Origin of the sequence: Tenacibaculum aquimarinum (genome assembly GCF_022478115.1) — a bacterium.
GTDB classification, from domain to species: Bacteria; Bacteroidota; Bacteroidia; order Flavobacteriales; family Flavobacteriaceae; genus Polaribacter; species Polaribacter aquimarinum_A.
On sequence record NZ_JAKGSC010000006.1, the window covers coordinates 32,918 to 58,850 of the forward strand.

General features: G+C 30.6%; 30 protein-coding genes. 16 read left to right on the forward strand and 14 right to left on the reverse strand.

Features of this window, described 5'->3' with window-relative positions; genetic code table 11:
• Positions 1-28 precede the first annotated feature (28 nt).
• Genes L1S33_RS11120 through L1S33_RS11135 form a run of 4 tightly spaced genes read right to left on the reverse strand, consistent with a single transcriptional unit; the run spans position 29 to position 2,745 of the window.
• Positions 29-304, reverse strand: coding sequence for a hypothetical protein (locus tag L1S33_RS11120; RefSeq protein WP_240562382.1), 276 nt, complete (start codon positions 302-304; stop codon positions 29-31).
• 46 nt (positions 305-350) lie between these two features.
• Positions 351-770, reverse strand: a complete 420-nt coding sequence (locus tag L1S33_RS11125; protein ID WP_240562383.1) for a hypothetical protein — start codon at positions 768-770, stop codon at positions 351-353.
• Between the two features lies 1 nt (position 771).
• Positions 772-2,115, reverse strand: a complete 1,344-nt coding sequence (gene purB, locus L1S33_RS11130; RefSeq protein ID WP_240562384.1) for an adenylosuccinate lyase — start codon at positions 2,113-2,115, stop codon at positions 772-774.
• Between the two features lie 51 nt (positions 2,116-2,166).
• Positions 2,167-2,745 carry an adenylosuccinate lyase gene (locus L1S33_RS11135; RefSeq protein WP_240562385.1) on the reverse strand — a complete coding sequence of 193 codons (579 nt, stop codon included), beginning with the start codon at positions 2,743-2,745 and terminating at the stop codon, positions 2,167-2,169.
• A gap of 44 nt (positions 2,746-2,789) precedes the next feature.
• On the opposite strand from L1S33_RS11135, the gene L1S33_RS11140 reads away from it, so the two are divergent.
• From L1S33_RS11140 to L1S33_RS11150, 3 genes are all read left to right on the forward strand, one after another.
• Positions 2,790-3,509, forward strand: coding sequence for a toxin-antitoxin system YwqK family antitoxin (locus L1S33_RS11140; RefSeq protein ID WP_240562386.1), 720 nt, complete (start codon positions 2,790-2,792; stop codon positions 3,507-3,509).
• A 150-nt stretch (positions 3,510-3,659) separates the two neighbouring features.
• Positions 3,660-4,847, forward strand: a complete 1,188-nt coding sequence (mnmA, locus tag L1S33_RS11145) for a tRNA 2-thiouridine(34) synthase MnmA (protein ID WP_240562387.1) — start codon at positions 3,660-3,662, stop codon at positions 4,845-4,847.
• A gap of 54 nt (positions 4,848-4,901) precedes the next feature.
• The gene (locus L1S33_RS11150; RefSeq protein ID WP_240562388.1) at positions 4,902-5,837 is read left to right on the forward strand and encodes an NAD(P)H-dependent flavin oxidoreductase; all 936 of its coding nucleotides are present in this window, start codon (positions 4,902-4,904) and stop codon (positions 5,835-5,837) included.
• An 18-nt stretch (positions 5,838-5,855) separates the two neighbouring features.
• On the opposite strand, the gene L1S33_RS11155 is transcribed toward L1S33_RS11150, so the two are convergent.
• The 7 genes from L1S33_RS11155 to L1S33_RS11185 all read right to left on the reverse strand — a co-directional run bounded on the left by L1S33_RS11155 (position 5,856) and on the right by L1S33_RS11185 (position 12,736).
• Positions 5,856-6,830, reverse strand: a complete 975-nt coding sequence (locus tag L1S33_RS11155; RefSeq protein WP_240562389.1) for a phosphotransferase — start codon at positions 6,828-6,830, stop codon at positions 5,856-5,858.
• Between the two features lie 11 nt (positions 6,831-6,841).
• The gene (locus tag L1S33_RS11160) at positions 6,842-7,792 is read right to left on the reverse strand and encodes a nucleoside hydrolase (RefSeq protein WP_240562390.1); all 951 of its coding nucleotides are present in this window, start codon (positions 7,790-7,792) and stop codon (positions 6,842-6,844) included.
• 26 nt (positions 7,793-7,818) lie between these two features.
• Positions 7,819-9,660 (reverse strand): PLP-dependent aminotransferase family protein, encoded by a 1,842-nt coding sequence (locus L1S33_RS11165; RefSeq protein ID WP_240562391.1) that lies wholly within the window; start codon positions 9,658-9,660, stop codon positions 7,819-7,821.
• Between the two features lie 172 nt (positions 9,661-9,832).
• The gene (locus tag L1S33_RS11170; RefSeq protein ID WP_240562392.1) at positions 9,833-10,561 is read right to left on the reverse strand and encodes a head GIN domain-containing protein; all 729 of its coding nucleotides are present in this window, start codon (positions 10,559-10,561) and stop codon (positions 9,833-9,835) included.
• Positions 10,562-10,580: 19 nt separating this feature from the next.
• Entirely contained in the window at positions 10,581-11,669 is a 1,089-nt protein-coding gene (locus tag L1S33_RS11175) for a hypothetical protein (RefSeq protein ID WP_240562393.1), read from the reverse strand.
• Positions 11,653-12,180, reverse strand: a complete 528-nt coding sequence (locus tag L1S33_RS11180; RefSeq protein ID WP_240562394.1) for a hypothetical protein — start codon at positions 12,178-12,180, stop codon at positions 11,653-11,655. Before L1S33_RS11180 ends, L1S33_RS11175 begins: the two co-directional genes overlap by 17 nt.
• Positions 12,170-12,736: an RNA polymerase sigma factor gene (locus tag L1S33_RS11185; RefSeq protein WP_240562395.1), complete on the reverse strand. Its 567-nt coding sequence runs from the start codon at positions 12,734-12,736 to the stop codon at positions 12,170-12,172. The genes L1S33_RS11180 and L1S33_RS11185 overlap by 11 nt, the downstream gene beginning before the upstream one ends.
• Before the next feature lie 130 nt (positions 12,737-12,866).
• Between L1S33_RS11185 and L1S33_RS11190 the strand changes: the two genes are divergently transcribed.
• The 4 genes from L1S33_RS11190 (at position 12,867) to L1S33_RS13205 (ending at position 16,637) form a co-directional block, all read left to right on the forward strand.
• On the forward strand, positions 12,867-13,670 hold the full coding sequence (locus L1S33_RS11190; protein WP_240562396.1) for an SDR family oxidoreductase: 804 nt from the start codon (positions 12,867-12,869) through the stop codon (positions 13,668-13,670).
• Positions 13,671-13,836: 166 nt separating this feature from the next.
• Entirely contained in the window at positions 13,837-14,490 is a 654-nt protein-coding gene (gene fsa / locus L1S33_RS11195) for a fructose-6-phosphate aldolase (protein WP_072554590.1), read from the forward strand.
• Between the two features lie 51 nt (positions 14,491-14,541).
• On the forward strand, positions 14,542-16,218 hold the full coding sequence (gene menD, locus L1S33_RS11200) for a 2-succinyl-5-enolpyruvyl-6-hydroxy-3-cyclohexene-1-carboxylic-acid synthase (RefSeq protein ID WP_394801773.1): 1,677 nt from the start codon (positions 14,542-14,544) through the stop codon (positions 16,216-16,218).
• Positions 16,218-16,637, forward strand: a complete 420-nt coding sequence (locus L1S33_RS13205; RefSeq protein ID WP_303435616.1) for a S1 RNA-binding domain-containing protein — start codon at positions 16,218-16,220, stop codon at positions 16,635-16,637. Before menD ends, L1S33_RS13205 begins: the two co-directional genes overlap by 1 nt.
• A 66-nt stretch (positions 16,638-16,703) precedes the next feature.
• Here L1S33_RS13205 and L1S33_RS11210 read toward each other — a convergent pair whose 3' ends face one another.
• Positions 16,704-17,861, reverse strand: coding sequence for an alpha/beta hydrolase (locus tag L1S33_RS11210; RefSeq protein ID WP_240552595.1), 1,158 nt, complete (start codon positions 17,859-17,861; stop codon positions 16,704-16,706).
• Positions 17,862-17,983: 122 nt separating this feature from the next.
• On the opposite strand from L1S33_RS11210, the gene L1S33_RS11215 reads away from it, so the two are divergent.
• The 8 genes from L1S33_RS11215 to ftsY all read left to right on the forward strand — a co-directional run bounded on the left by L1S33_RS11215 (position 17,984) and on the right by ftsY (position 23,691).
• Positions 17,984-18,823 (forward strand): 1,4-dihydroxy-2-naphthoyl-CoA synthase, encoded by an 840-nt coding sequence (locus L1S33_RS11215; RefSeq protein ID WP_240552594.1) that lies wholly within the window; start codon positions 17,984-17,986, stop codon positions 18,821-18,823.
• Positions 18,824-18,902: 79 nt separating this feature from the next.
• Positions 18,903-19,772 (forward strand): formyltetrahydrofolate deformylase, encoded by an 870-nt coding sequence (gene purU, locus L1S33_RS11220; protein WP_240562397.1) that lies wholly within the window; start codon positions 18,903-18,905, stop codon positions 19,770-19,772.
• Between the two features lie 72 nt (positions 19,773-19,844).
• The gene (locus L1S33_RS11225; RefSeq protein ID WP_240562398.1) at positions 19,845-20,453 is read left to right on the forward strand and encodes a fumarylacetoacetate hydrolase family protein; all 609 of its coding nucleotides are present in this window, start codon (positions 19,845-19,847) and stop codon (positions 20,451-20,453) included.
• 17 nt (positions 20,454-20,470) lie between these two features.
• A complete protein-coding gene (locus L1S33_RS11230) occupies positions 20,471-21,718 on the forward strand; it encodes a competence/damage-inducible protein A (protein WP_240562399.1) in 1,248 nt (415 codons plus the stop codon).
• Positions 21,719-21,799: 81 nt separating this feature from the next.
• The gene (gene rpmB, locus L1S33_RS11235) at positions 21,800-22,039 is read left to right on the forward strand and encodes a 50S ribosomal protein L28 (RefSeq protein WP_240552590.1); all 240 of its coding nucleotides are present in this window, start codon (positions 21,800-21,802) and stop codon (positions 22,037-22,039) included.
• A 29-nt stretch (positions 22,040-22,068) separates the two neighbouring features.
• Complete coding sequence (rpmG, locus tag L1S33_RS11240; protein ID WP_072554598.1) at positions 22,069-22,251, forward strand: 50S ribosomal protein L33; 183 nt, start codon at positions 22,069-22,071, stop codon at positions 22,249-22,251.
• A 27-nt stretch (positions 22,252-22,278) separates the two neighbouring features.
• Positions 22,279-22,431, forward strand: coding sequence for a DUF4295 domain-containing protein (locus L1S33_RS11245; RefSeq protein WP_072554599.1), 153 nt, complete (start codon positions 22,279-22,281; stop codon positions 22,429-22,431).
• Between the two features lie 306 nt (positions 22,432-22,737).
• A complete protein-coding gene (ftsY, locus tag L1S33_RS11250) occupies positions 22,738-23,691 on the forward strand; it encodes a signal recognition particle-docking protein FtsY (RefSeq protein WP_240552589.1) in 954 nt (317 codons plus the stop codon).
• Positions 23,692-23,784: 93 nt separating this feature from the next.
• Here the strand turns inward: ftsY and L1S33_RS11255 are convergent, their stop codons facing one another.
• Together L1S33_RS11255 and L1S33_RS13245 are read right to left on the reverse strand one after the other, a co-directional pair.
• Positions 23,785-24,648 carry an aldo/keto reductase gene (locus L1S33_RS11255; protein ID WP_240552588.1) on the reverse strand — a complete coding sequence of 288 codons (864 nt, stop codon included), beginning with the start codon at positions 24,646-24,648 and terminating at the stop codon, positions 23,785-23,787.
• Positions 24,649-24,694: 46 nt separating this feature from the next.
• A complete protein-coding gene (locus L1S33_RS13245; protein WP_394801774.1) occupies positions 24,695-24,850 on the reverse strand; it encodes a DUF4269 domain-containing protein in 156 nt (51 codons plus the stop codon).
• A 181-nt stretch (positions 24,851-25,031) separates the two neighbouring features.
• Here L1S33_RS13245 and L1S33_RS11260 point away from each other — a divergent pair, with 181 nt between their 5' ends.
• The gene (locus tag L1S33_RS11260; protein ID WP_240552587.1) at positions 25,032-25,889 is read left to right on the forward strand and encodes a hydroxymethylglutaryl-CoA lyase; all 858 of its coding nucleotides are present in this window, start codon (positions 25,032-25,034) and stop codon (positions 25,887-25,889) included.
• The last annotated feature ends 44 nt before the right edge of the window (positions 25,890-25,933 follow it).

Sequence of the window (25,933 nt, forward strand, 5' to 3'; positions counted from 1 at the left end):
TAAAAAAAAGAGTTCTTTTTCGTAGCGTTTAAACAGTAAAATTTGGTGGTCCTCGAGAAGTCTTTTTAGAAATAAAAACAACAGTAATTTGTTGCGGTTGTTCGTTATAATCTTGAGAATAAAAATGAGTTGGAATTACCGTATAATCTGTAGTATTTCCGCTTGAATATGTTTCTAAAATTTGATGAAGATCAGAACAATCTAAGTCTTTTTCATGTACATGATGATCTGTAATAGATTTACAAATTGTGTGTTCATGATTTTCTATAGCATGCGCAGCTTGTATTGCTAAAGGTATTAGCAATGCAAAAATAAATATAACTGCAATATGTTTTTTTACTGTCTTAATCTTATTTTACTTTAAAAACGGTACCGTCTTGTTTAAAATTACTGAATCCAATTTTTGCAGTAAAATTATAAGTAGTATCAGTTACTTTTGTTATTTGAACAAATATAGGATCTTTATCTAAATCGCTCTTTGGAGATTTCATTTTTAACGTATAGAAGAAACTATTTTTCCATTTAATATACAAGGTGTCAATGTGTTTTGTTTCTTTTTCAAAAGAAGTACTATCATTAGAAACACTAACTTTCTTAATGTATTGTTCAATTTGTAAACTATCTTTTCTAATAATAGTAGTTTTTCCATAACCATCTCCAGCAGGAATTTCGAAAACACCATATTTAAATCTTGACGCGTCAACATTTTTTTCTGGTGAACATGATGAAATTAACAATAAAACAATTATTAAAAAAGATAATCTAAACATATTATATTCCTGTATAATTACTTGGAGTTATTGCTTTTAGTTCTTCTTTTATGGTTGAAGAAACTTCTAAAGTGTCAATAAAATTAGCAATTGATTTTTGATTAATTTTCTCGTTTGTTCGTGTTAAACCTTTTAAAGCTTCGTACGGATTTGGATACGCTTCTCTACGTAAAATTGTTTGAATTGCTTCTGCAACAACCGCCCAATTGTTTTCTAAATCTTGTTCAAACTTTTCTTTATTCAACAATAATTTATTTAAACCTTTTAAAGTTGAAGAAAATCCGATTAATGTATGTCCAAAAGGAACACCAACATTACGTAAAACAGTACTATCCGTTAAATCGCGTTGTAAACGAGAAACTGGTAATTTTGCTGAAAGGTGTTCGAAAATTGCATTTGCAAGTCCTAAATTTCCTTCAGAATTTTCAAAATCAATAGGATTTACTTTGTGTGGCATTGCTGAAGAACCAACTTCACCTTCTTTAATTTTTTGTTTAAAATAGTCCATAGAAACATACGTCCAAACATCTCTATTTAAATCAATTAAAATAGTGTTAACACGTTTCATGGCATCAAATAAGCTTGCCATGTGATCGTAATGTTCTATTTGAGTTGTAGGAAAAGAGTGGTGTAAACCTAAAATTTCTTCAACAAAATTTGTTCCAAAAGCTTTCCAATCAATATCTGGATATGCAACTTTGTGTGCGTTATAATTTCCTGTTGCGCCACCAAACTTAGCTGCATGTGGTACGTTTTGTAAAAACCAAACTTGTTGTAAAGTTCTTTCAACAAAAACAAAAAACTCTTTACCTAAACGTGTTGGAGACGCAGGTTGTCCATGCGTTCTTGCCAACATTGGAATTTCTGCCCAATCTTCAGAAAGCGCTGTTAATTTAGACGTTAATTGATCTAAAGAACCGTAATAAACTTCTTCCATAGCATCTTTTATAGATAATGGAATTGCCGTATTATTAATGTCTTGAGAAGTTAAGCCAAAGTGAATAAACTCTTTGTATTTCTGTAAGTTTAAACCGTCAAATTTTTCTTTGATAAAATATTCAACCGCTTTTACATCGTGGTTTGTTACCTTTTCAATGTCTTTTATGCTCTGCGCATCTTCCGAAGAAAAAGAGATGTATATATTTCGCAAATCTTCGTAAAGATCTGTGTTAAAATCGGCTAATTGTGGTAAAGGGATTTCGCAAAGTGCAATAAAATATTCAATTTCTACTTTAACACGGTATTTTATAAGTGCTTCTTCAGAAAAATAATTGGTAAGTTCTGCTACTTTACTTCTGTATCTACCATCAATAGGTGAGATTGCGTTTAATTGTGTAAGATTCATGTTGTTGTGTTGCTAGCTACAAAAATAGCTATTTCAATACATTTATGGTACTCATTTTCGATGTTTTTCAATCAAATTTAAAATAAATTTCCCGCGCGCTTTACAGCCTTTGCTTTCGTGTATTATTTTTGTGCTAATTAGGTTTGCTAGTTCTGGATGAATCCAATCTTTTTCTAATCCAAAAAAGTATAAAGAATTCATTGTGTATGCTCTTACTGCAATTTTTTGAGGCGTAATTAACCAATCGAAACCTGTTTCAATAATTGCATCTTTATGTGTTGTTGTTAAGTGTTTTTGAACTTCATTTTCTTTTTTAGAGTAGTAAGCTGTTGCTAAATGTTCACAGATTTTTGCGCAAGGTCTAATTGCGCTGTCAAATTTTAGTTTCGCAATATTTGTAGTAAAATTATCTAAATGTGGTAAAATCCAATTTAAGTGATGATGTGTGCAAATCCATTCTAATATCCAAGCAGCTTTTATAGAAACTTTATTTTCTACATCAAAAGTTATAGTAACCAAGTCTTTAAATAAGTCTTTATCATCTAACACAATATTTGCTACTCTTTGGCGGTTTTCCCTTTTAGGGTTTTCCATGTTATTGAGTTGTGTTGTTAGAAAATTAATACTCATTTTGGTATGGTTTATGTATATTTACGTGTAAATTAAGTAATAAAATGATAAAGATAAAAAGTCTCTCTATTTTAAGTTTATTTTTCTTCCTTTTTTTCTCTGTTGAAGGGTTTTCGCAAAAAGTTGGCGATAAAGTTAATGCAGTTGATAAAGATGGAAAACGTCATGGAAATTGGAAAAAGTACTATAAAAACGGAAGACTTCGTTATACAGGAAACTTTAAAAATGGTAAAGAAGTTGGCGTTTTTATGTATTTTGATATGACAAATTCCGATCAACCAACCATAATTAAAATGTTTTCTGAAAGCTCTAACATTGCTAAAGTAGAACATCAAACAACAAAAGGTGTTCTAAAAAGCATGGGAAATATGGACGGAAGAAATAGAGTAGGAAAGTGGAAATATTTTTTTCCAAGCGGAAAAGTTTTATCTGAAGAAAACTATGTAAACGGAAAGTTAGATGGTTTGTTGGTAAATTATTATCCAGATGGAAAAATTACAGAAGAAACCTATTACAAAAATGGATTGAAAAATGGCATTTCAAAAAAATATACAGATGAAGGAACTTTACTTGAAGAAGTAAATTATAAAGCTAATAAACCACACGGAATAGCAAAATTCTACGATTTAAAAGGAAATTTGAAAGAAACAGGAAACTATAAAAACGGAAAAAGAGAAGGAAGATGGGAGTTTTTTGTTGATGGAGAAGCTGTTTCTAAAAAAGATAAACACAATAGAAAAACACATTCAATTCCAAAACAATAGTTTTTGTTGATTGATATATCAATTCTTTCCATAAAATAATACATTACAAAGTTGTAAATTTGTCCGCTAAGCGGAATTTGAAAAATAGAAGTTATTTTCTATTTACAGAATATGTAGATTTATGTATTCTCGCTTAAATATTTTTTTAAGATGAAAAGAGTTATTGTTGGTCTTTCTGGCGGCGTAGATAGTAGTGTTACTGCATATTTGTTAAAAGAACAAGGTTACGAAGTTATTGGTTTGTTTATGAAAAACTGGCACGATGATTCTGTAACAATTTCAGATGAATGTCCGTGGTTAGAAGATAGCAACGATGCAATGTTAGTTGCAGAAAAATTAGGAATCCCTTTTCAAACAGTAGACTTAAGCGAACAATACAAAGAACGCATTGTAGATTATATGTTTAATGAATACGAAAAAGGTCGCACACCAAATCCAGATATACTTTGTAATAGAGAAATAAAATTCGATGTTTTTATGGACATCGCCTTAGATTTAGGTGCAGATTATGTTGCAACTGGACATTATTGCAGAAAAGGTGAGGAAGAAATTGATGGCAAATCTGTTTATAAATTATTAGCAGGAAAAGATGGTAATAAAGATCAATCTTATTTTTTATGTCAATTATCTCAAAAACAATTAGAAAAAGCAATGTTTCCTATTGGCGAACTTACAAAGCCAGAAGTTAGAGAAATTGCTAAAAAAGCCGATTTAATTACTGCCGAAAAGAAAGATTCCCAAGGTTTATGTTTTATCGGAAAAGTTAGATTACCTGATTTTTTACAACAAAAATTACAACCTAAAAATGGCGTGATTGTACAAATTCCTTCAGACTTTGAGCAATATACAAAACCAGTTCCTAAGTTTGAAAACAAGGAAGCTGAATTAGCTTATTTTTCAACTAAGTTTTCTTACAAAAAAGAAGATGGTAAAGTAGTTGGTAAACACAACGGCGCTCATTATTTTACAAAAGGACAACGAAAAGGATTAAATGTAGGAGGAACAAAAGAAGCGCTGTACGTTATAGAAACTGATGTTAATGAGAATGTGATTTATACAGGTGAAGGAAAAACACATCAAGGTTTATATAGAAATGTATTATTTGTTTCAAATGAAGAATTACATTGGGTTCGTGAAGATTTAGCTTTAAAAACAGGTGAATCTATGCAAGTTGAAGGAAGAATTCGTTATCGTCAAGCATTAGAAAAAGCCAATCTTTATAAGGTTGAAAGTGGGTTGTTTGTAGAGTTTGAAAATCCGCAATCTGCAATTCAAGAAGGACAATTTGTTGCTTGGTATAAAAATGAAGAACTTTTAGGTTCGGGAGTAATTTCTTAGATTTACATTAATTAATAATACTGTCATTCTTGCGTTGGCAGGAATCTATTTTTTATGAAAAACAACAAAATCACACAACTTTTCAATATACAACATCCAATTATTCAAGGAGGAATGATTTGGGTTTCTGGTTATAAATTAGCATCTGCAGTTTCAAATGCTGGAGGTTTAGGTTTAATAGGTGCAGGTTCTATGTATCCAGATGTGTTGCGAGAACACATTCAGAAATGTAAAAAAGCAACCGACAAACCTTTTGGTGTAAACGTGCCAATGTTATATCCACAGATTGACGAAATAATGAAAATTATTGTGGAAGAAGGTGTGAAAATCGTTTTTACTTCTGCAGGAAATCCAAAAACATGGACAGCTTTTCTGAAGGAAAAAGGAATTACAGTTGTACACGTTGTAAGCTCTGTAAAGTTTGCATTAAAAGCAGAAGCTGCTGGAGTTGATGCTGTTGTTTGTGAAGGTTTTGAAGCTGGCGGACACAATGGGAGAGAAGAAACTACTACGTTTACATTAATTCCAATGGTAAAAGAACAGGTTAAAATTCCTGTAATTGCAGCTGGTGGAATTGGAACTGGTCGTGGAATGTTAGCAGCAATGGTTTTAGGAGCAGATGGCGTGCAGATAGGAAGTAGATTTGCTGCAACATTAGAGTCTTCTGCACATGATAATTTTAAGCAAACTATTGTGAATGTTAAAGATGGAGATACGCAACTTACATTGAAAGAATTAGCGCCAGTTCGTTTGGTTAAAAATAAGTTTTTTCAAGAAGTTCAGGAATTATACAAGCAAAATCCATCTGTAGAACAAATTAAAGAGCTTTTAGGACGTGCACGTGCAAAACGTGGAATGTTTGAAGGTGATTTAGATGATGGCGAATTAGAAATTGGTCAAATTGCAGGATTAATTCATGAGATAAAACCAGCTAAACAAGTTTTAGAAGAAATTATTGCTGAATATAATTTGGTGAAAGAAAGCTTATAAGATTCTTAGTTCAATCAACTAATCCATTACTAAAGAATAAGCTGTTTTTAATAGTTCTTCTTTTTCTTTAATAGTTAAGGAAATAGGTAATTGTGCTAATCCAATTAGTCTACGCATTATTTCAATTCCTGCTACTTGATTTAAAAGTTTACTATCTATTTTATTTGGATAATTTTTCTCAATAACTGAAAAGACAGTTTTATTTTGTGAAATTAAAATAGCATGCGCTGCAAGAACTCCTAAATCAAATTCAGCAAAACCTAAAAAACTAAATTCTGGATCAATAATATAAATATCATTGTCTTTGCGCATCCAGCTTCCTGGGTAATAATCTCCATGTAATAAGGTTTTTCCTTCAGATAAATATCTATTACCAACTTCTTTAATTCTTTCTTTTAATAAGATGTCTTTTTTATACGGAATGGAAAGTTCTTCTAGTCCTGGTTGGATTTCATTTAAAGAAAAACCATTGTTTTCTATAAAAGGAAGTTCAAAAATATGTTGATGATTTAATACGCGTAAACCTTTGTTTTCTGGGTAATTTTTAGTTGTTTTTGAATTGTGAATATTAGCAATAACATTAATAAGTAATTCTAGTTGTTGTATTTCAATTTTATCTGAATTATACAAATTAGTCATGTCTTCACATTCTCCTAAATCTTCTAAAATTAATAAATGATTCTCAGCATTGTACTGTAGTATTTTTGGAAGATATTTGTTTAGAATAGCATTGTTAGCTATTGTTTTGTAAAACTGATATTCAATATCAATACGTTCAATAGGTGCATCAATGCTTTTATATTTTTGAACAAAAGGACGAGATTGCTTTACAATAAATGAACGTAGATTAGTTTTAACTCGTAACACTACATTCATATTACCTTCTCCAGGTTTTGTTACTTTAATTATGTTTTCGTTATTATCTGTAAAAAAATCAATTTTTTGTAATAATTTTTTAATTTCTTCTAAAGAAGTTTGTTGATCAATAAACATAAAAAGTGGGATTATAATTTTTCTAAAGCACTCCAAAAGTTATGCTTCATTTTATCAGTATTTATATTTGTGTGAATACCAATTGTACGCTGTGTGTTTTCTGGAGGAGTTAAAAAACCTTTTACAGTAGACCATTTTGGTTGTGCTAATGCTTCAATAATTGCAACATCCCACATAATCCATTTTTCTTTTTCAGGATCTTCTTTAGTCCACCAACGCTCGTAAGTTTCCCAACGTTTTATCAAGTAGTTAGCAACACCTTTTTTATTTTTTAGTTGACGATCTACTTCTTGTTTTGTAAATACTAAATTTTGACTAGTTGTAGCTGTCATTACATTAAGGTCTAGAGTTTTGGTATTCAGTAAAACCTCTACAGCAATAGGATCATTTCCAGAATTAAATTCTTTTTTATTATAAGTATTTGTTGCTACAGTGTGCCAGAACCCAAGATAGTGTACTTTTATTTTAGATATAATAGAAGGATCTTCTAAAATTGCTGAAGCTACATTTGTACAAGAACCTAAGATTATTATATTCAATTTTTCACCCTTTTTCATTTGATGAGCAGTTTCAATAATAAACTTAGAAGCTTCAGAGGAAACAGGCTTTCCGTATTCTGTTAAAGGAGAATTACTGCCCAATGGTAAAGAAATACCTTTAACGTTCATTAATTTTAGAATTTCTTCATTAATCTGTTGGCTTTCTTCAACGGTGTTTTCTGAGGCCAAAGGAGAAGTATGAAACTGAGCAGAATTTATACCTATTAAATTAAAATTAGGTTCTAAAATAGCTCTAACAATTGCAAATAAATCATCTACTTCATTAGCTGTGTCAGCATCAATAATTAAAGGTAGAGGTTTAAACGCTTCTTGTGCTTTTACTGGTAAAGAACAGAAAAGAAATAAGCCGCAAAAAATATGTAAACCAATTATTTTGGCGGCTTTAATTGTGTAAAATTTCATGAAAATTATTTGTCAATTAATTGCTGTTAAATACTCTCAACAAACGTTGAAAATACTTTTTTATGAAGCTCTAAATCCATATTTGCAGAGAGCGCCACACGAGCAATATAATCTTTGTCTCCTTCTTTAGTTGTTCCTTGCGTAGAAGTTGCAGGAATTGTCCAGTAGCATCCTTTTAATTGTCCATAACTTACGCAATACTTGCTTTCAGTAGGGATTTTGGTAATCATTAAATTGATTAATTTATGATTCAAAGTTCTTTTATACGTTTCCTTTTCTTCAGCTGTATTTCCTTTTGTAGGAAGATCTAATGAGAAAACTGAAGGCGTAAAACCTTGTTGTGCTAATTCTTCAGAAACAAAATTAATTTTAGCTTCTGGTAAAGTTTTGTGGATGAAATTTACGAACTCGCGAGTGTTTTTATAAGCATCTGCAATTCGTTTATTCATAGAAGGTAATTGTTCTGCTAATATTTCATATTGAAGATCTGTAGCTTCATTATCACAAAGTGTTAGGTGTAAAGCTATTTTTTCCATTAAAGCGGAAGTTTTTTTGTTTCCTACACAATAACCGGCAGTACATTTTCCACCACTTGGAAATTTAGAGCCACTTGCAAAAGAAATAGTTCTAACAGTTGAAAGGATATCATTTTCACCTAAAAAACGAACATTAGGACAAAAAGTTTGGTCTAAAATAAAAACTGGATCAATTGCAATATTTCCTGTTGAAGTAGTACGTTCTTTAATAAGTACGGTTCTTAAATCGATAAGATTTGGAACTTCAACTCTTGGATTTGTAGGTATTTCTGCAATTATATATGGAATTGCATCTTCATCAGCAATTTTAGTTAAAACCATGTCGATACTTTTTACCATATCATTATCGCCATCTACAGGTAAATCTACTATTGCTACATTTTTTATGCAGGCTGCAACTCGTCTTGCTTGGTCGTTTGTACCACCATAACAATTTGGAGGAACAATAATTTTTATGGCTTTGCCAGGATTTTTTTCTTGAGCGTCATCAATTAAGCCCATTAAAATGGCGTATTGAATAGATAATCCGCTTGAAGAAACTAAAGGTTTTGTAATAGTTCCTGTAATTTTTTTGATAGAATTTAAGACACTAGCTTTATTAGCTTCGTTTAAAGGTTTGTTCTTAATTGTTGTTTCAGAAATTAAAGATTTTAGCGCAACAAGACAATTTGCTGGTGTCATTGCAATAGTTTCTCTTCTTCTTACATGTTGAATGTCTGAAATGTAATTTTCATTTTGCTCGCCATTTACAAGTAAAATACTTCCTAAGTGAGCATGTAAGCTGATAAAAAAGTCAATATTTGAATTCAAATTTGAAGCTTCAATTTTATCGTTTTGAGAGATGTAAATTGTACTTCCGTTAAATTCAGAAATTTCTGTACTACTTTTAACAGATTTTAATTCAAATTGATAACCGTAAACAGTTCTTAATTTTTCAGCATTAAAATTTTCAGGAAGCTCACCAGAATACACTATTTGCGTGTTTCTATTTTCTAACAAGTTCTTTCTTAAAATAGCCAAAACAGGTATTGTTTTAGAATCAAAACTGATTACATTTTCTGATTTTAATTTATTTAAATTACCAATTGTCCATTCTAATATACAAGATAAAGGATGTCCTAATCTAATATAATCGTAAGCGGTTGGTAATTCATTTAAAGATGATAATTCTGCATTATCGTTGTTGTATAGAAGTTCAAATTGTTCTAAGAATTCTGTTTTTGCTAGCGCTTCATTATAAATATCTAATCTATGAGTAGTTAAACTCAACCAATTAGTTGGCATATTGTCTAAAACGCTTTTAATATATTGTACTTTCTTGTTGTTTTTCATGTTACTTATTGCTGAGTAATTAGACTTTAGTAGTCGTAAAAAAAATGTCCAAATTTCAATGGAGTAAGTTTAGCAAAATTACCCAAAAAGGAGTTTACAAACAAGCAAAAATAAGGCATAAAAAAAAGCTCAGTTAATACTGAGCTTTAGTAATTTATGAATGTTGTTCTTTTTAATTTCTGTCAATTACATCTCCAGAACCAATAGAACTAGTGTTGATTTTAGAAGGATTTCCTTTGTAATAAACACTTCCAGAACCAACAACACTTGCTTTAATTTTGTTGTTTACATGAGTTTTTACGCTACCAGAACCAGCAATACTTGCTTTTAAATCTTCAGTTTCTAACTCGTAAGCTTTAATGCTACCAGAACCAGCAATAGAACATTTTAAAGTAGTTGCTTTACCAGATAATTTAATATCTCCAGAGCCGCCAATAGATGCGCTAATATTTTCTGCTTCTACTTCAGCAACAATATTTCCAGAGCCACCAATTGCTACTGAAACTCTGTTAGATTTAATCGTTTTTTTAACAAAAACATTACCGGAACCACCTAAAGATACTGCTTCAATAGCTTCAAAAGGAACTGTAGCGGTTAATTTTTTAGTAGTACGAACGTTAGTGTTGTTTTTAAACTTAATTTCTAGTTTTCCGTTATTTACTTCAGTTATAATGTATTCTAAAACATTTTCTTCGCCTTCTAAAGTTACTTTTCCTTCTTTTCCGGCAATAAGAATTACATCAAAAGAACCACCAACGGTAACTTTATCAAAACCACCAACTTTTCTTACTTCAGTTGTTACTTTTCCGTTTCCTTTAATTTTTTCTGAATTTCCCCACCATTGGGCATTTGCTGTTAAGCTTATTGTTAAAAGTAGTACTGTTATATATGCTTTTTTCATGATAATAGGATTTAAATTTTTAGTCGTTTAGTTTTAAGGATACGCCACCGTAACCAGATTTTATATGTATTTTAGAAGAATTACTCCCTTTTCCAAAAGAACCTTCGTAATATTTTTTAGATGTTTTTTTAATGCTTTTTCGCATGTTTATTTTTTCATCTGGATAGCTAAAACTTGCATATCCTAAGTCGATTGTGAAATCGAAATTATTAGTACTACTTGTTCCAATTTTTATGCCTGCATAGCTTCCGTCAATTGTAACTTTTTCAAATCCTTTTGCAAGGTTTTTTACGCGTAAACCTCCGTAATCTGTATCTATTGTTAGGTTCTTATTTACGGTTCCTAACTTCATGCTTGCATAATCTGAATTTCCATTAATATCATTAGCTTCATCAATAGTTATACTTCCGTAATCGCTATTAAAATCTACAATATCTGCTTCTCCAATATGTATGTTAGAGTAATCTGCATTTGTTTTAATTTTGTTAGTTTTCTCTATTGAAAGTTTAGAGTAGTCAATTGAAACATCTCCAGAATTCATATAGTTTATGGTAGATTGAGAACAGTAGTCTAAATCAATTGTATTGTTTTTATTGTGTAATTCTTCAATTAAGATTTTACCATAATCGCAACTAATATTAGCTTCTCCTTCTAGTTCTCCAAGAATAATATTACCATATTTATTGCTAAAATCTACGTTGTTGGTTCTTGGCATTTTAACAACATAATTAATTTGATAGCTCATGTTGCTGCTTTTTCCCCACCAAGAAGACCAGCTAGATTTTTGACTACCTAAAATTGTTCTAGCTTCAACCAAACTTTTAGTAGCATCAAATTCAATTTTTATACTGTTTAGTCTATCTTCAACATTGTCTAAATTATTTCCTTTTACAGTAATTTTTACATCAATTTCCACACGGTTTTCATTCCATGTAGTAACAGTTATGTTTCCATATTTGTTACTAATGTCTAATGTAGCATCGCTATTAACATTAAACTCTTTATTAATGGTTTTGCTTTTTTCGTGCTTTTTCTTCGGATTAGTATTTGCAAATAATATTGCGGGTATTAATAATAAGAAAAATGTAATTTTATATATAGGCTTCATCTTTTTGAATGGTATTTGTATTCTTAATTTCTTCTATTTGCTGTATAACGTTGTTTAAAATTTCTAAACGCTGTTGGTAATTGTTAATCATTTCATAGACAATTCGTTTTTCGTAACCATTTTGGTTTAATTCGTCTATAAAATACTTGTATCTATCTTCTAGCTTTTCTAATTCTTCTAAAGCATCTTCAATAATTACCTCAGTATCTAAGTTTCTGTGTTTTTCTAATTCTTTTAACTCGTGATGAATTGTAGCAACAAAGTAGTTTTGTGTTTCTTCCATTTTTGGAGATAAATCTGCCAAATCTAATTGTGTTGGTTGTTGGTTTGCGCCCAACCAAAATCCTACAAGTAAAACAACTGATGCAGCAACGCTTAGCCATTTCCAAGAAGTTTTATTTACTTTACCTGGATTGTTTAATTTTCTTTGAAAACGTTCTGCATGACCAGAATGAGGTTCATGAAAATCGAATTTATTTTCTGAGAAGAAAGTATCTAAATTATCTTCCATATTCTTGAATTTTATTAGTGTTTGCAAGTATAACTTGCTTTAATTTTTTCTTGGCACGAGAAACGGTGGTTCGTACATTCTCGTTGGTATACTTTAATATTTCTGCTATTTCTTCATAATCGTAACCTTCAATTAAATTTAGGGTTAAAACCAATCTGTAATTATCTTTTAAAGAGTTTATATAGTTTAAAACTTCTTTTGGATCAACTGCAGAATAATTAACTTGCTCTTCTTCTACATTGTTATCGCTAACAATTTCCATTTTTACATCTTCGTATCTGTTATTCTTTTTAAGTTGTGTTAAACTTTTATTGATAACAATTCTCTTTAACCAAGCTCCAAAAGTTACTTCACCTTTAAATGTGTGTAATTTTGTAAAAGCAGTTAAAAACGCTTCTTGCATTAGATCTTCGGCTTCAAATTCATCTTTCAAAATACGTAATGAAGTATTGTACATAGCTTTGTAATAGCCGTTATACACTTCCATTTGTGCAGTTTGATCTGAATTTTTACACCGCTCTATTAGTTTGGTTATATGTTGATTTTGAGCTTTCAATTAATCAGTTCTATAGTAGAGACAAATCAATATTTAATTTGTGACACTTTTTGTAAAAATAAGTTTTATTGCTTGTTAATTTGTACTTGATTTAGTTTTATTGATATTTGCCAAGCATAATTTACACAACATGTCTAAAGTAGTTTTAATAACAGGAGCTTCCTCTGGAATAGGAAAAGCAATAGCAATTTATTTATTAAGTAAAGGATTTACTGTTTACGGAACAAGTAGAAGTGAAGCAAATGCAGCTAAATTTCCTTTTAATTTGGTTGCGTTAGATGTTACTAAACCAGCAACGATTACAAGTGCTGTTGAAAAAGTGATTGCTAAAGAAGGAAAAGTAGATGTTCTTATAAATAACGCAGGTAAAGGAATTACAGGCGCTATTGAAGACACACCAACTTTAGAAATGAAAACCAATTTTGATACTAATTTCTTTGGACCTATTGAAGTTATGAAAGCTGTTTTACCACAAATGCGAAAGCAGAAATCGGGTTTAATTTTAAACGTAACTTCTATTGCAGGTTATATGGGTTTGCCATTTCGCGGAATTTATTCAGCAAGTAAAGGTGCTTTAGAGTTAATTACCGAAGCTACAAATATGGAAGTAAATCAGTTTGGAATTAATGTTGTAAACGTTGCTCCTGGAGATTTTGCAACTAATATTGCTTCTGGACGTTATCATACACCTGTTTTTGAAAACTCTGCGTACAAAGAAAAATATGCAGAAAATCTAGCTTTAATGGATTCTCATGTTTCTGGCGGAATGGATCCAATAGTAATGGCAAAAAAAGTATTACAAATTATAAATACCAAGAATCCGAAAGTACATTATAAAGTAGGCGGGTTTATGGAGAAATTCTCTATAGTTTTAAAAAGAATTTTACCAGATAAATGGTATCAAAAATTATTGATGAATCATTATAAATTGTAAATTAGCACCGCGTTAGGGATTGCAGCGGCATCCTTTTGCTGTTAGTTCGAGTGAATTTGCTTTTTTTGGCAAATTTGTATCGAGAACAAAGCAAAAGATATAGCGAAAAGCCCGACCTTTTTAGGTAACGCCCAAAAAAATAAACACAACTTTTAAATATATTTAGATGAAATTTTTTATTGATACAGCAAATTTAGCCCAAATTGAAGAAGCGCAAGCAATGGGTATTTTAGATGGAGTAACTACAAATCCGTCTTTAATGGCAAAAGAAGGAATTACTGGAGAAGCCAACATTATTAACCATTACAAAGCAATTTGTGAGTTGGTAGATGGAGATGTTTCTGCAGAAGTAATTTCTACAGATTTCGACGGAATGGTAAAAGAAGGTGAAGCTTTGGCTGCTTTAAATCCGCAAATTGTGGTAAAATTACCAATGATAAAAGACGGTGTAAAAGCGTGTAAATATTTTTCTTCTAAAGGAATAAAAACAAACGTGACGTTAGTGTTTTCTGCAGGTCAAGCATTATTGGCAGCAAAAGCAGGAGCAACGTATGTGTCGCCATTTATTGGTCGTTTAGATGATATTTCTACAGATGGTTTAAACCTAATTGCAGAAATTCGTCATATATATGATAATTATGGTTTCGAAACTGAAATTTTAGCAGCATCTGTGCGTCATACAATGCACATTATTGATTGTGCAAAATTAGGTTCTGATGTTATGACTGGGCCTTTAAGCGCCATTGAAGGTTTGTTAAGACATCCTTTAACAGATAGTGGTTTGGCTAAGTTTTTAGCAGATTATAAGAAAGGAAACTAATCAACCAAGTTGATTTTTATATAGAATGTCATTTCGAATTATAATTTCGGAATGGCATTTTTTAAGATTAAAAGAATGTATCCAAAAAAAGAACTTGCTCAATTGGTAATTTCAGCATGTAATCAATTTAATATTGATACTGTTGTTATTTCTCCAGGTTCACGAAATGCGCCATTAACGGTTGGTTTTTCTAATCATCCTGAAATAGAAACATTAAGTGTTGTAGATGAGCGTTGTGCTGCTTTTTTTGCATTAGGAATTGCACAACAAACGCAAAAACCAGTTGTAATTGTTTGTACATCGGGTTCTGCTTTGTTAAATTATTATCCTGCAATTGCAGAAGCTTTTTATAGCAATATTCCTTTAGTAGTTATTTCTGCAGATAGACCAAAACATTTAATTGATATTGGTGACGGACAAACAATTCGCCAAGAAAATGTGTTTGCAAATCATATTTTATTTTCTGCCAATTTGGTTGATGATTCAATAAATAAAACTGAAAACTTAAAATTGGTTTCGGAAGCTTTACAAACTTCAATAATTAAAAAAGGACCAGTTCATATTAATGTTCCGTTTGACGAACCTTTGTATGAAACTGTAGAAGAACTTACTTCTTTTAATTTTCCAAATGTTGTTGTAAACGCAGTGAAGCAATCTGTAAATTATAAGGAGTTTTCAAAAACCTGGAATTCATCAACTAAAAAAATGATTTTAGTAGGTGTAAATTATCCGGATGAAGTAGTTCAGAATTTAATAAATCATTTTTCAGAAGATAATTCTGTTTTAATTTTAACAGAAACAACTTCTAATTTATATCACAAGAAGCATATCAATTCAATTGATAAACTTATTTTTTCGTTAGATGAAAATGAGTCAGAAAGTTTACAGCCAGAAGTTTTATTAACTTTTGGAGGAATGGTGGTTTCTAAAAAAATAAAGCAGTTTTTAAGAAAATACAAACCAAAACATCATTGGCACATAGATGAACAAAAAGCGATGGACACTTATTTTTGTTTATCGGAATTTGTACAAGAAAAACCAGCAGTATTTCTTCAAGGATTATTTGAAGAGGTTATAGATGTCGAAAGTAATTATCAACAAAAATGGCTTTCTAAAAGAGATGAAAAAGAAGAAAATCACAAGGTGTTTTTAGCAGATTGTGTTTATTCAGATTTTAAAGCATTTGAGCAAGTTTTAGAAAGTATACCAAATAATTGTCAGTTACAAATTAGTAATAGTTCAATAATAAGATACGCGCAATTATTCAACTTGAATAAAACGTTGCAAGTCTTTTGTAATCGTGGTACAAGTGGAATTGACGGAAGTACTTCTACTGCAATTGGAGCCGCTTTTGCAAGCGATAAACAAACTGTCTTTATTACTGGTGATGTTAGTTTTTTCTATGACAGTAACGCACTTTGGAATAGCAATATTCCGAAAAACTTCAGAATTATATTAGTAAACAATTCTGGTGGTGGAATCTTTAAGATTATTCCAGGGCCAAAATCAACAAATGCATTAAACTATTTTGAAACGCCACACGGCTTAACAGCAGAGCATTTGGCTAAAATGTATGGTTTTGAATATGAACAAGCAACAGACTTAGAAAGTTTAGAAAAAGGTTTGTCAGGTTTCTATTTAGCGTCAAATCAACCAAAAATACTTGAAATTTGTACGCCAAGTGAACTAAACGACGTAATTTTGCAGAACTATTTTAAAAGTATATAATGGATTTCGAAGAAGGAGATAAAGTAGATTTAATTATTGAACAGCAAACACCAATGGGTTACATCGTTTTAATTAACGATGAATTTGAAGGTTTACTATATAGCAACGAAATTTTTTCTGACGTAGAAGAAGGAATGGAAACTGAAGGTTATATTAAGAAAATTAGAGAAGACAATAAGATTGATGTTTCTTTAAGACCACAGGGTTTTAGAGCTGTTATTGATTCTGATGTAGATAAGGTTTTAACAAAACTAGAAGAAAAAGGTTTTATACTTTTAACGGATAAAAGTTCTCCAGAGTCTATAAAATTCCACCTACAAATGAGTAAAAAAGCTTTTAAGAAAGCTGTTGGTAACTTATACAGACAAAAGCTAATTATAATTTCTGATGACAGAATTGAGTTAGTTACTGGAGAATAATCGAAAATATTTAAAACAATTAAGTTTATTAGTCTTACGATTTTCAATTTCGCAAACAGCAAACTTTTATTTTCCGTTAATTCTTTCTATGTTGCTGTAAAAAAGCTCTTTATTAGGATCGGAGTTACTCATTTTACCGTAACCATTTTTGTAGCTTTCTAAAGCTAAAGAAATTTTACCTTGTTTTTCAAAATACAACCCAACATAGTAATCTCCAATATGAGACCTTGGATAAACGTTTAAAATCATTTCGCCAAAATCACGTAAGTAATTTCCATCTTCTTTGTCGATAATTACATCTTCAATAATATAAATATCTTTTTCTCTAATGCCTAAGTTAGAGCCAAATAAGAAATCTATATCTAAATATTTATTTTCTAAGTAAGCAATAGCATCAGATGGTTCTAAGGCTTTAATTTTTTCTTCAAACTCTTTTGTAGTTATACTTCCGTAAGTTTCAAATATTTTATTCATAGCTCTAGGAATAGCTTCTCCTAAAGATGATATGTAGCTTTCAGAGTTCATTTCATCATATTTAAAATGAAAGTTTTTAGCACTTATAGAGGTTAGATATGTTTTTAATTCTGGTAGTGGCTTCTTTTTTTCTTTACTAAAAAATGGAGCCTCATTTATGTATAAGTAAAATGTATTGTCTTCTTTTTCAAATTTATCAACTTGAAAAGACATTATTTTTGCAGTAATATTTGGTGCAAATAAAGGATTTATTGCTATGTAAGCATTAAATAAGGCTGGTTTTTCATTTAAAAATTGGGCAACTAAATTTGCAGAAGAACCTTGACCAATAATTGATATAAATGGAGAGGTTCTGTAGCTACCTTCCATGAAAGGTAAAATTTCATTTTTAATAAAACGTAAAAACTTAACATTTCCACCGGTTAATTGATAGGTGTTCTCATCAAAAAAGGTGTCTTCGTTTCTAGTCTTGTTTATTTGAATACCAACTACAATTTGTTTAGGCGCCTTATCTGTCATTGCAAATAATTTAGAATTTGCAACATAGGTGTCAAAAAGATGCTCGCCATCAATAATTATAGCTAAAGGGTAATTGTTAATTGAATCTGTTTGATATCCTTCAGGTAAATAAATTTTTAAATCTCTAGTAGACCTTAATTCCTTAGATTCAAATTTTTTATCAATAAATTCTTGTGAAAATGATGATAAACTCACCAAAAGAAGTATTAAGATTCCCCAATTGTTTTTCATAATGTATTGTAGTTTACTTTAAAAACGTTGTATTTTAATTTTTATTTCGGGGGAAATTAGCTTACAAAAATCGAATGCGCTATTTTTGTGCAACGACAAATTAACGAAAAAACTTACAAATTATGACAAATCCAGATTGGAAAACTGCCAAAGTTTATGAAGATATAACTTATAAAAAATGTAACGGTGTAGCTAGAATAGCATTTAACAGACCAAATGTACGTAATGCTTTTAGGCCTAAAACAACATCAGAATTATACGATGCTTTTTATGATGCAGGTGAAGACACATCAATTGGTGTAGTTTTACTTTCTGCGGAAGGACCAAGTACAAAAGACGGCGTTTATTCTTTCTGTTCTGGAGGAGATCAAAAAGCACGTGGACATCAAGGTTATGTTGGAGAAGATGGTTACCACAGATTAAATATTTTGGAAGTACAGCGTTTAATTAGGTTTATGCCAAAAGCTGTTATTTGTGTTGTTCCTGGTTGGGCAGTTGGTGGCGGACACAGTTTACATGTTGTTTGCGATTTAACATTAGCGTCTAAAGAACACGCAATTTTTAAACAAACAGATGCAGATGTAACTTCTTTTGATGGAGGTTACGGATCAGCATATTTAGCAAAAATGGTAGGTCAGAAAAAAGCAAGAGAGATTTTCTTTTTAGGAAGGAATTATTCTGCTCAAGAGGCTTATGAAATGGGAATGGTAAATGCCGTAATTCCTCATGATGAATTAGAAAGTACTGCGTACGATTGGGCACAAGAAATTTTAGAGAAATCTCCAACGTCAATAAAAATGCTAAAATTCGCAATGAATTTAACAGATGACGGAATGGTAGGTCAGCAAGTTTTTGCAGGAGAAGCAACACGTTTAGCTTATATGACAGATGAAGCAAAAGAAGGAAGAGATGCGTTTCTTGAAAAAAGAAAACCTAATTTTCCTAAAGTTTGGATACCATAGTCAATTACTAATTTGATAATTTCTAATTACGAATTGTCATAATTAGTAATTAGAAATTTATAATTCATAATTAATTAGAATGAAATCACAAGTAGTTACTTTTTTAATAAAATGTCCAGATCAAAAAGGTTTGGTGGCCAAAATAACTAGTTTTTTTTACGAAAAAGGATTCAATATTTTAAGCTGTCAGCAATATGTAAATGCTATTGAAGATAGTTATTTTATGCGTGTTCGTTTAAATGCTGAAGGCACAAATGTTTCTAAAGAAGATTTGGAAAAAAGTTTTTCAACATTAGCCGAACCTTTGCAATTTAATTGGTCTGTAAATTATGGAGACGACACTAAAAATGTAGCAATTATGGTTTCGCATACAAGTCATAATTTATACGATTTATTATCTCGTAATAAAGAAGGTTTGTTAGCTTGTAATATTAAATTGGTTATAAGTAATCATAATAAATTAAGACACATTGCAGATATGTTTAATGTGCCTTATTATTACTTGCCAGTAACAAAAGAAACAAAACAAGAACAAGAAGCTCAGGTTATGGAATTGTTAGATTCTAATAATATTGATTTAACAATTATGGCAAGATATATGCAAATATTGTCTTCTAATTTCATTAATAAATATCCAGAAAAAATCATTAATATTCATCATTCGTTTTTACCAGCTTTTCAAGGAGCAAATCCATATAAAAAAGCTTATGAAAGAGGTGTAAAGTTAATAGGAGCAACGGCGCATTATGCTACAGAAGACTTAGATGAAGGTCCAATTATTGAGCAAGATGTAGAGCCTGTAACACATGAAAGTACGCCAACAACATTAAAAAGAATTGGAGCAGATATAGAAAAGTTAGTGTTGGCAAGAGCAGTTAAAAATCATTTAAATCATCAAATTATAGTTTCAGGAAATAGAGCAATTGTGTTTCCAGAAGCTGGAGAGTAAATCAATTTTTAGTTGGCATTAAATAAAGGTTTTAGATTCAATTTTAATCTTTTAATTTTTCAATAAATAAGAATGAAAATAATTTGTATTGGGCGCAATTACGCAAAACATATAGAAGAGTTAGCAAACGAAAGACCAGAAAACCCTGTTGTTTTTTTAAAGCCAGATTCGGCAATTTTACCAAGAAAGAATCCATTTTTTATTCCACCATTTTCTAATGATGTTCATTATGAAGTTGAGGTTTTAGTAAAGATTAATAAAGTTGGTAAACACATTCAATCTAAATTTGCGCATAAATATTATGATGAAATTGGTTTAGGAATCGATTTAACAGCAAGAGACGTTCAGGCAAAATGTAAAGAAAAAGGTTTGCCTTGGGAAAAAGCAAAATCTTTTGATGGAAGTGCTGTTGTGGGAGAGTTTTATCCGAAGGAACAATTCGATTTAGAGAATCTAAAATTTCAACTATATAAAAATGATGAACTTGTTCAGGACGGAAACACAAATGCAATGTTGTGGAAAACTGATGAATTAATTTCGTATGTTTCACAATACTTCACCCTTAAAAAAGGAGACATTATTTTTACAGGAACGCCAGCAGGTGTTGGTAAAGTTGTCGAAAATGATAATTTAAAAGGTGTTATCGAAGGAAAAGAAGCTTTTAATATTAGAGTGAAGTAAGTTTCAATATAAAAATAATGAACGCAGAAATAATAACAATTGGAGACGAGATTCTTATCGGTCAAATTGTAGATACAAATTCGCAATTTATTGGGAAAGAATTAAATAAAATAGGAGTTTCTGTGTATCAGATAACTTCAATCCAAGATGAAGAACAACATATATTAAATGCGTTAAAAGAAGCACAAGAACGCGTAGATATTGTTATTTTAACTGGCGGATTAGGGCCAACAAAAGACGACATCACAAAAAAAACAATTGCTAAGTATTTTAAAGATGAAATTTTTATTGAGTATCCAGAAGTTATAGCACATATAAAAGAGTTATTTAGTAAGATAAACCATCCGTTTAAGGAGATTCAACGTTATCAAGCGCAGTTGCCTTCAAAAGCAACCCTGTTAATGAATAATTTTGGAACAGCACCAGGAATGTGGTTTTATGAAAATAATACAGTTTTTGTTTCGCTTCCAGGCGTTCCTTATGAAATGAAAGGTTTAATTACCAATCAAGTTTTACCAAGAATACAACAACAATTTAAGCTACCTTTTATAATTCATAAAACAATTATGACTTATGGAACAGGAGAAAGTACAATTGCAGAAATAATTGAAGATTTCGAAAATAATTTGCCAAGCTTTATAAAGTTAGCCTATTTACCATCATTTGGTAAAGTTAGATTGCGTTTATCCGCCAAAGGCGATAATAAAAAAGTTTTAGAAACTGCCTTAGAAAAGCAATTGCAAGAACTGCAAGAATTAATTCCTGATATTATAACTGGTTTTGATGAAGGAGAAACTATTGAAAAGAGAATTGGCTTACTTTTAAAAAAACAAGGCAAAACACTTTCAACAGCCGAAAGTTTAACAGGAGGAAAGATAGCAGCAACATTAGTTTCTGTAGCAGGATCATCAGCATATTATAAAGGAAGTTTTGTAACCTATTCAGCAGCATTAAAGCAGCAATTATTAAGTGTGCCATCTAAGTTAATAGAAACACATTCTGTAGTAAGTGCTCAAGTAGCTGAAGTTATGGCAAAAAATGCTAGAAAAATTACAGAAACAGATTATGCAATTGCTGTAACAGGAAATGCAGGACCAACAACAGATAAAACTGATAAAAGTGTAGGAGTAGTTTTTATTGCTATTGCAGATAAAAATGGAGTAGAAGCACACCAATTTAATTTTGGGCAACCAAGAGAAAAAGTAATTAATAGAACTGTAACTAAGGCATTTGAATTATTACAGCAAAAAATTTTAAAAAAATAATTAAAATAGTTTTGTTCTTATTTAAAAATTGACGTATTTTTGCACCTCGTTTAGAGATAACAAAATAAAACTGTCAAGAAGATGTCTAGAGTTTGTGAACTTACAGGTAAAAAAGCAATGGTTGGAAACAATGTTTCCCATGCAATGAATAGAACAAAAAGAAGATTTAACGCTAATCTTATGACTAAGCGTTTCTTTATTCCAGAAGAAGATAAATGGGTAACCTTAAAAGTATCTGCTTCTGCATTAAAAAACATAAATAGAAAAGGAATTGCTGCTGTTATTAAAGAAGCAAGAGCAAAAGGATTCTTAACAAAATAATTCCTTTTTAGGATTAAAATTTTAGCACAATGGCAAAAAAAGGAAACAGAGTACAGGTTATTTTAGAATGTACTGAGCACAAAGCAACAGGACAACCAGGAACTTCTCGTTATATTACAACAAAAAACAAGAAGAACACTCCAGATAGAGTTGAGTTAAAGAAATTTAACCCAATTTTAAAGAAAATGACAGTTCATAAAGAAATTAAATAATTAGCTACGGCTTTAAATTTATACAAGATGGCAAAGAAATCAGTAGCATCGTTACAAACAGGAGCAAAAAGATTAAGTAAAGCAATTAAAATGGTAAAATCTCCAAAAACAGGAGCTTACACATTTGTTGAAGCTATTATGGATCCATCTGCTGTAGATGCCTTTTTAGCAAAAAAGTAAACATTTTACTTACATAAAATATAAAGCTACTTTCTTAAATAGAGAGTAGCTTTTTTTTATATCTTGCATTTTGTCATTAAGTGCGTAGCCAAAAGGTTGGGCGTTACTTTATTCTGAAGGCATTCAGGACCAAGTCGGGCTTTACACTATATCTTTTTTCCGCTGTTATTTCTTGCGAAGGCAAGAATAAGATCAAAAAAAAGGATGCCGTTTCAATCCCTAACGCACGTATTTATAATGACAAAGTGTCAAATTTAAGTCTTGGCATAATTTTTAAGGTATAATTAGAGAATACAAACCAAACACATGAGTTTTTTTAAAAACATATTTTCAAAAGATAAAAAGGAAACCTTAGATAAAGGGTTAGAGAAATCTAAAACCAATTTCCTAAATAAAATGTCTAAAGCCGTAGCTGGTAAATCTAAAGTAGATGATGATGTTTTAGATAATTTAGAAGAGGTTCTGGTAGCATCAGACGTTGGTGTAAATACCACCTTAAAAATTATTGATAGAATAGAAGCAAGAGTTGCTAAAGATAAATATTTAGGAACCGACGAGTTAAATAGAATTCTACGTGAAGAAATAGCCGGATTATTATCAGAAACAAATCTTGGTAACGATACAGATTTTACAGTTCCTGAAAATAAAAAACCATATGTATTAATGGTTGTTGGAGTAAATGGAGTAGGTAAAACTACAACTATTGGTAAGTTAGCTTCACAATTTAAAAAGAAAGGCTTAAAAGTTGTTTTAGGAGCAGCAGATACATTTAGAGCAGCAGCAATAGATCAATTACAAGTTTGGGCAGACAGAGTAGATGTGCCAATTGTACGCCAAGAAATGGGGTCTGATCCAGCTTCTGTAGCGTTTGATACCTTGCAATCTGCAGTAACGCAAAATGCCGATGTTGTAATTATAGACACAGCAGGTCGTTTACACAATAAAGTAAACTTAATGAATGAGCTTACAAAGATAAAACGTGTAATGCAAAAAGTGGTAGCAGATGCTCCGCACGATGTATTATTAGTTTTAGACGGCTCAACAGGACAAAATGCATTTGAACAAGCAAAACAATTTACTAAAGCAACAGAAGTAACTTCTTTAGCGGTAACCAAATTAGACGGAACCGCAAAAGGTGGTGTTGTAATTGGTATTTCAGACCAATTTCAAATACCTGTAAAATATATTGGTGTAGGAGAAGGAATAGACGATTTACAAGTTTTTAACAAACACGAGTTTGTAGATTCATTTTTTAAGTAACTATTAATTCGTATCAAATTAAAAAACTCCTTTCTATAATTTAGAAAGGAGTTTTTTGTTTTCTGAAATAAAGCTCATTTTACTTTTATTTGTTTATGGAACTTTATAACCTTGGCATTCGGTTAAAAGCGTAAACCAATCTTCTAATTCTAACTGAATACTTAACGCTTTATTTGCATTTTTAATTCGTTCTTTATTAGTGGTTCCAATTACTGGTGATATATTGGCAGGATGTTTTAATATCCAACTTAAAAGAATAGCATCTTCCGAAATACTATATTTTTTCGAGAATGTTTTTAAAACGTTTTTTATTCTTGTAGTTTGCTCATTTTCTTCTTTAAATACATTTCCTAATGGACTCCAGCTCATTGGTTGAATGCTATTTTGTAGCATTTGGTCTAAAGTTCCATTTAACATTGCTTTATGTTGTGTAAGTGAAAATTCAATTTGGTTTACTGAAATCTTAATTTTATCAGAAATAAGATCTACTTGTGATGGTGTAAAATTTGACACTCCAAATTCTCTAATTTTTCCGCTTTCTTGTAATTTATTAATTGCTTCAGCAATTTCATTTGGGTGCATTAAAGGACTTGGTCTATGTAGTAAAAAAACATCTAAATAATCAGTATTTAGGTTTTTTAAAGATTCCTCAGCACTCCAAATAATATAATCTTTCGAATAATTGTAATGTTTTATTTTATTATTTCTGGTTTTTCCAACGTATTGAATACCACATTTAGAAATAAGTTGAATTTCTTCTCTTTGAATTTTACTTTCTCTTAATGCCTTTCCAAAATTTCTTTCAGTTGTGTAATCTCCATAAATATCTGCATGGTCAAAGGTTGTATTGCCGTTTTCTGCACAAAAATAAATCATTTCGGCTTGTTCTTCTGTTGTTAATTTTTTGCCCCAATCTCCCCAAGACATGCAGCCAATAATTATATTTGATGTATTCATATTTATTTTTAAATTTTAATAATTCAGTATATGGATTTCTTCTCAATCATAATAATTTAGAAAAAGCATGTTGAGTTTTTGTTCCGTTTGATTTTATGTTTTTTATACTTTGTTTAAATTCAAAGCCTTTTTTCTTTTTTTTTTCAATAAGCATATGTCGATATGTATTTTGCTTTAAATTCAATATGATTTTGATATTCATTAATAATTTTTTAATCACTTTTAGTTGGAATAGTTCCTGTCAAAATTGGATTATATTTTTCAGGTTTTCTTATTTTTTTAATTGTCTAATATTCAACGTTAGCGAAGTTACCAAAAATGAGTGTAGAAACAAACTTAATTTGATTGTTAGAATTTCTATACTTTGTTTATCTTTGATATCGATGAGCAACAAAGTGAAAATTATTGAATGTCCAAGAGATGCAATGCAAGGTATTAAAAGTCATTTCATTTCTACGGAAAAGAAAGTACTGTATATCAATTCCTTACTAAAGGTTGGTTTTGATACTATTGATTTTGGAAGCTTTGTATCGCCAAAGGCAATTCCTCAAATGAGAGATACTGCTGAAGTGTTATCTAAATTAGATTTATCTTCAACAACTAGTAAATTATTAGCCATCGTTGCTAATGTTCGAGGTGCAAATGATGCTTCTCAATTTGAAGAAATAGATTATTTAGGCTATCCGTTTTCAATTTCAGAAAACTTTCAAATGCGTAATACACATAAAACAATATCGCAATCTATAGAAACGTTACAAGAAATTTTAAGTATTGCAAATAGAACTAATAAAGAGGTTGTTGCGTATTTATCTATGGGTTTTGGTAATCCCTATGGAGATCCTTGGAATGTAGAAATAGTAGGTGAGTGGACAGAGAAATTGTCTAAAATGGGCGTTAAAATTTTATCGCTTTCAGATACAATAGGAAGCTCAACACCAGAAGTTATCGATTACCTGTTTTCAAATTTAATTCCACAATATCCAACAATTGAATTTGGTGCACATTTACATACAACACCAGACAAATGGCATGAAAAAGTTAATGCAGCTTACAAAGCAGGTTGTATGCGTTTTGATGGTGCAATTAAAGGTTACGGAGGTTGTCCAATGGCAAAAGACGATTTAACAGGTAACATGCCAACAGAAAAATTATTAAGTTATTTTACAACAGAAAAAGCAGAAACAGGTATAAAACCAATGAGTTTTGAAAGTGCTTATAATAAGGCTTTAGAGGTGTTTTAAGTTGATTATGTCATCTTGAGCGCAGTCGAAAGATTGTTTCAACT

Excerpts from the sequence above, each read along its gene's own strand:
- L1S33_RS11125 (WP_240562383.1), bottom strand. The coding sequence starts at position 770 with ATGTTTAGATTATCTTTTTTAATAATTGTTTTATTGTTAATTTCATCA.
- purB (WP_240562384.1), bottom strand. The coding sequence starts at position 2,115 with ATGAATCTTACACAATTAAACGCAATCTCACCTATTGATGGTAGATAC.
- L1S33_RS11135 (WP_240562385.1), bottom strand. The coding sequence starts at position 2,745 with ATGAGTATTAATTTTCTAACAACACAACTCAATAACATGGAAAACCCT.
- L1S33_RS11140 (WP_240562386.1), top strand. The coding sequence starts at position 2,790 with ATGATAAAGATAAAAAGTCTCTCTATTTTAAGTTTATTTTTCTTCCTT.
- mnmA (WP_240562387.1), top strand. The coding sequence starts at position 3,660 with ATGAAAAGAGTTATTGTTGGTCTTTCTGGCGGCGTAGATAGTAGTGTT.
- L1S33_RS11150 (WP_240562388.1), top strand. The coding sequence starts at position 4,902 with ATGAAAAACAACAAAATCACACAACTTTTCAATATACAACATCCAATT.
- L1S33_RS11155 (WP_240562389.1), bottom strand. The coding sequence starts at position 6,830 with ATGTTTATTGATCAACAAACTTCTTTAGAAGAAATTAAAAAATTATTA.
- L1S33_RS11160 (WP_240562390.1), bottom strand. The coding sequence starts at position 7,792 with ATGAAATTTTACACAATTAAAGCCGCCAAAATAATTGGTTTACATATT.
- L1S33_RS11165 (WP_240562391.1), bottom strand. The coding sequence starts at position 9,660 with ATGAAAAACAACAAGAAAGTACAATATATTAAAAGCGTTTTAGACAAT.
- L1S33_RS11170 (WP_240562392.1), bottom strand. The coding sequence starts at position 10,561 with ATGAAAAAAGCATATATAACAGTACTACTTTTAACAATAAGCTTAACA.
- L1S33_RS11175 (WP_240562393.1), bottom strand. The coding sequence starts at position 11,669 with ATGAAGCCTATATATAAAATTACATTTTTCTTATTATTAATACCCGCA.
- L1S33_RS11180 (WP_240562394.1), bottom strand. The coding sequence starts at position 12,180 with ATGGAAGATAATTTAGATACTTTCTTCTCAGAAAATAAATTCGATTTT.
- L1S33_RS11190 (WP_240562396.1), top strand. The coding sequence starts at position 12,867 with ATGTCTAAAGTAGTTTTAATAACAGGAGCTTCCTCTGGAATAGGAAAA.
- fsa (WP_072554590.1), top strand. The coding sequence starts at position 13,837 with ATGAAATTTTTTATTGATACAGCAAATTTAGCCCAAATTGAAGAAGCG.
- menD (WP_394801773.1), top strand. The coding sequence starts at position 14,542 with ATGGCATTTTTTAAGATTAAAAGAATGTATCCAAAAAAAGAACTTGCT.
- L1S33_RS13205 (WP_303435616.1), top strand. The coding sequence starts at position 16,218 with ATGGATTTCGAAGAAGGAGATAAAGTAGATTTAATTATTGAACAGCAA.
- L1S33_RS11210 (WP_240552595.1), bottom strand. The coding sequence starts at position 17,861 with ATGAAAAACAATTGGGGAATCTTAATACTTCTTTTGGTGAGTTTATCA.
- L1S33_RS11215 (WP_240552594.1), top strand. The coding sequence starts at position 17,984 with ATGACAAATCCAGATTGGAAAACTGCCAAAGTTTATGAAGATATAACT.
- purU (WP_240562397.1), top strand. The coding sequence starts at position 18,903 with ATGAAATCACAAGTAGTTACTTTTTTAATAAAATGTCCAGATCAAAAA.
- L1S33_RS11225 (WP_240562398.1), top strand. The coding sequence starts at position 19,845 with ATGAAAATAATTTGTATTGGGCGCAATTACGCAAAACATATAGAAGAG.
- L1S33_RS11230 (WP_240562399.1), top strand. The coding sequence starts at position 20,471 with ATGAACGCAGAAATAATAACAATTGGAGACGAGATTCTTATCGGTCAA.
- rpmB (WP_240552590.1), top strand. The coding sequence starts at position 21,800 with ATGTCTAGAGTTTGTGAACTTACAGGTAAAAAAGCAATGGTTGGAAAC.
- rpmG (WP_072554598.1), top strand. The coding sequence starts at position 22,069 with ATGGCAAAAAAAGGAAACAGAGTACAGGTTATTTTAGAATGTACTGAG.
- L1S33_RS11245 (WP_072554599.1), top strand. The coding sequence starts at position 22,279 with ATGGCAAAGAAATCAGTAGCATCGTTACAAACAGGAGCAAAAAGATTA.
- ftsY (WP_240552589.1), top strand. The coding sequence starts at position 22,738 with ATGAGTTTTTTTAAAAACATATTTTCAAAAGATAAAAAGGAAACCTTA.
- L1S33_RS11255 (WP_240552588.1), bottom strand. The coding sequence starts at position 24,648 with ATGAATACATCAAATATAATTATTGGCTGCATGTCTTGGGGAGATTGG.
- L1S33_RS13245 (WP_394801774.1), bottom strand. The coding sequence starts at position 24,850 with ATGAATATCAAAATCATATTGAATTTAAAGCAAAATACATATCGACAT.
- L1S33_RS11260 (WP_240552587.1), top strand. The coding sequence starts at position 25,032 with ATGAGCAACAAAGTGAAAATTATTGAATGTCCAAGAGATGCAATGCAA.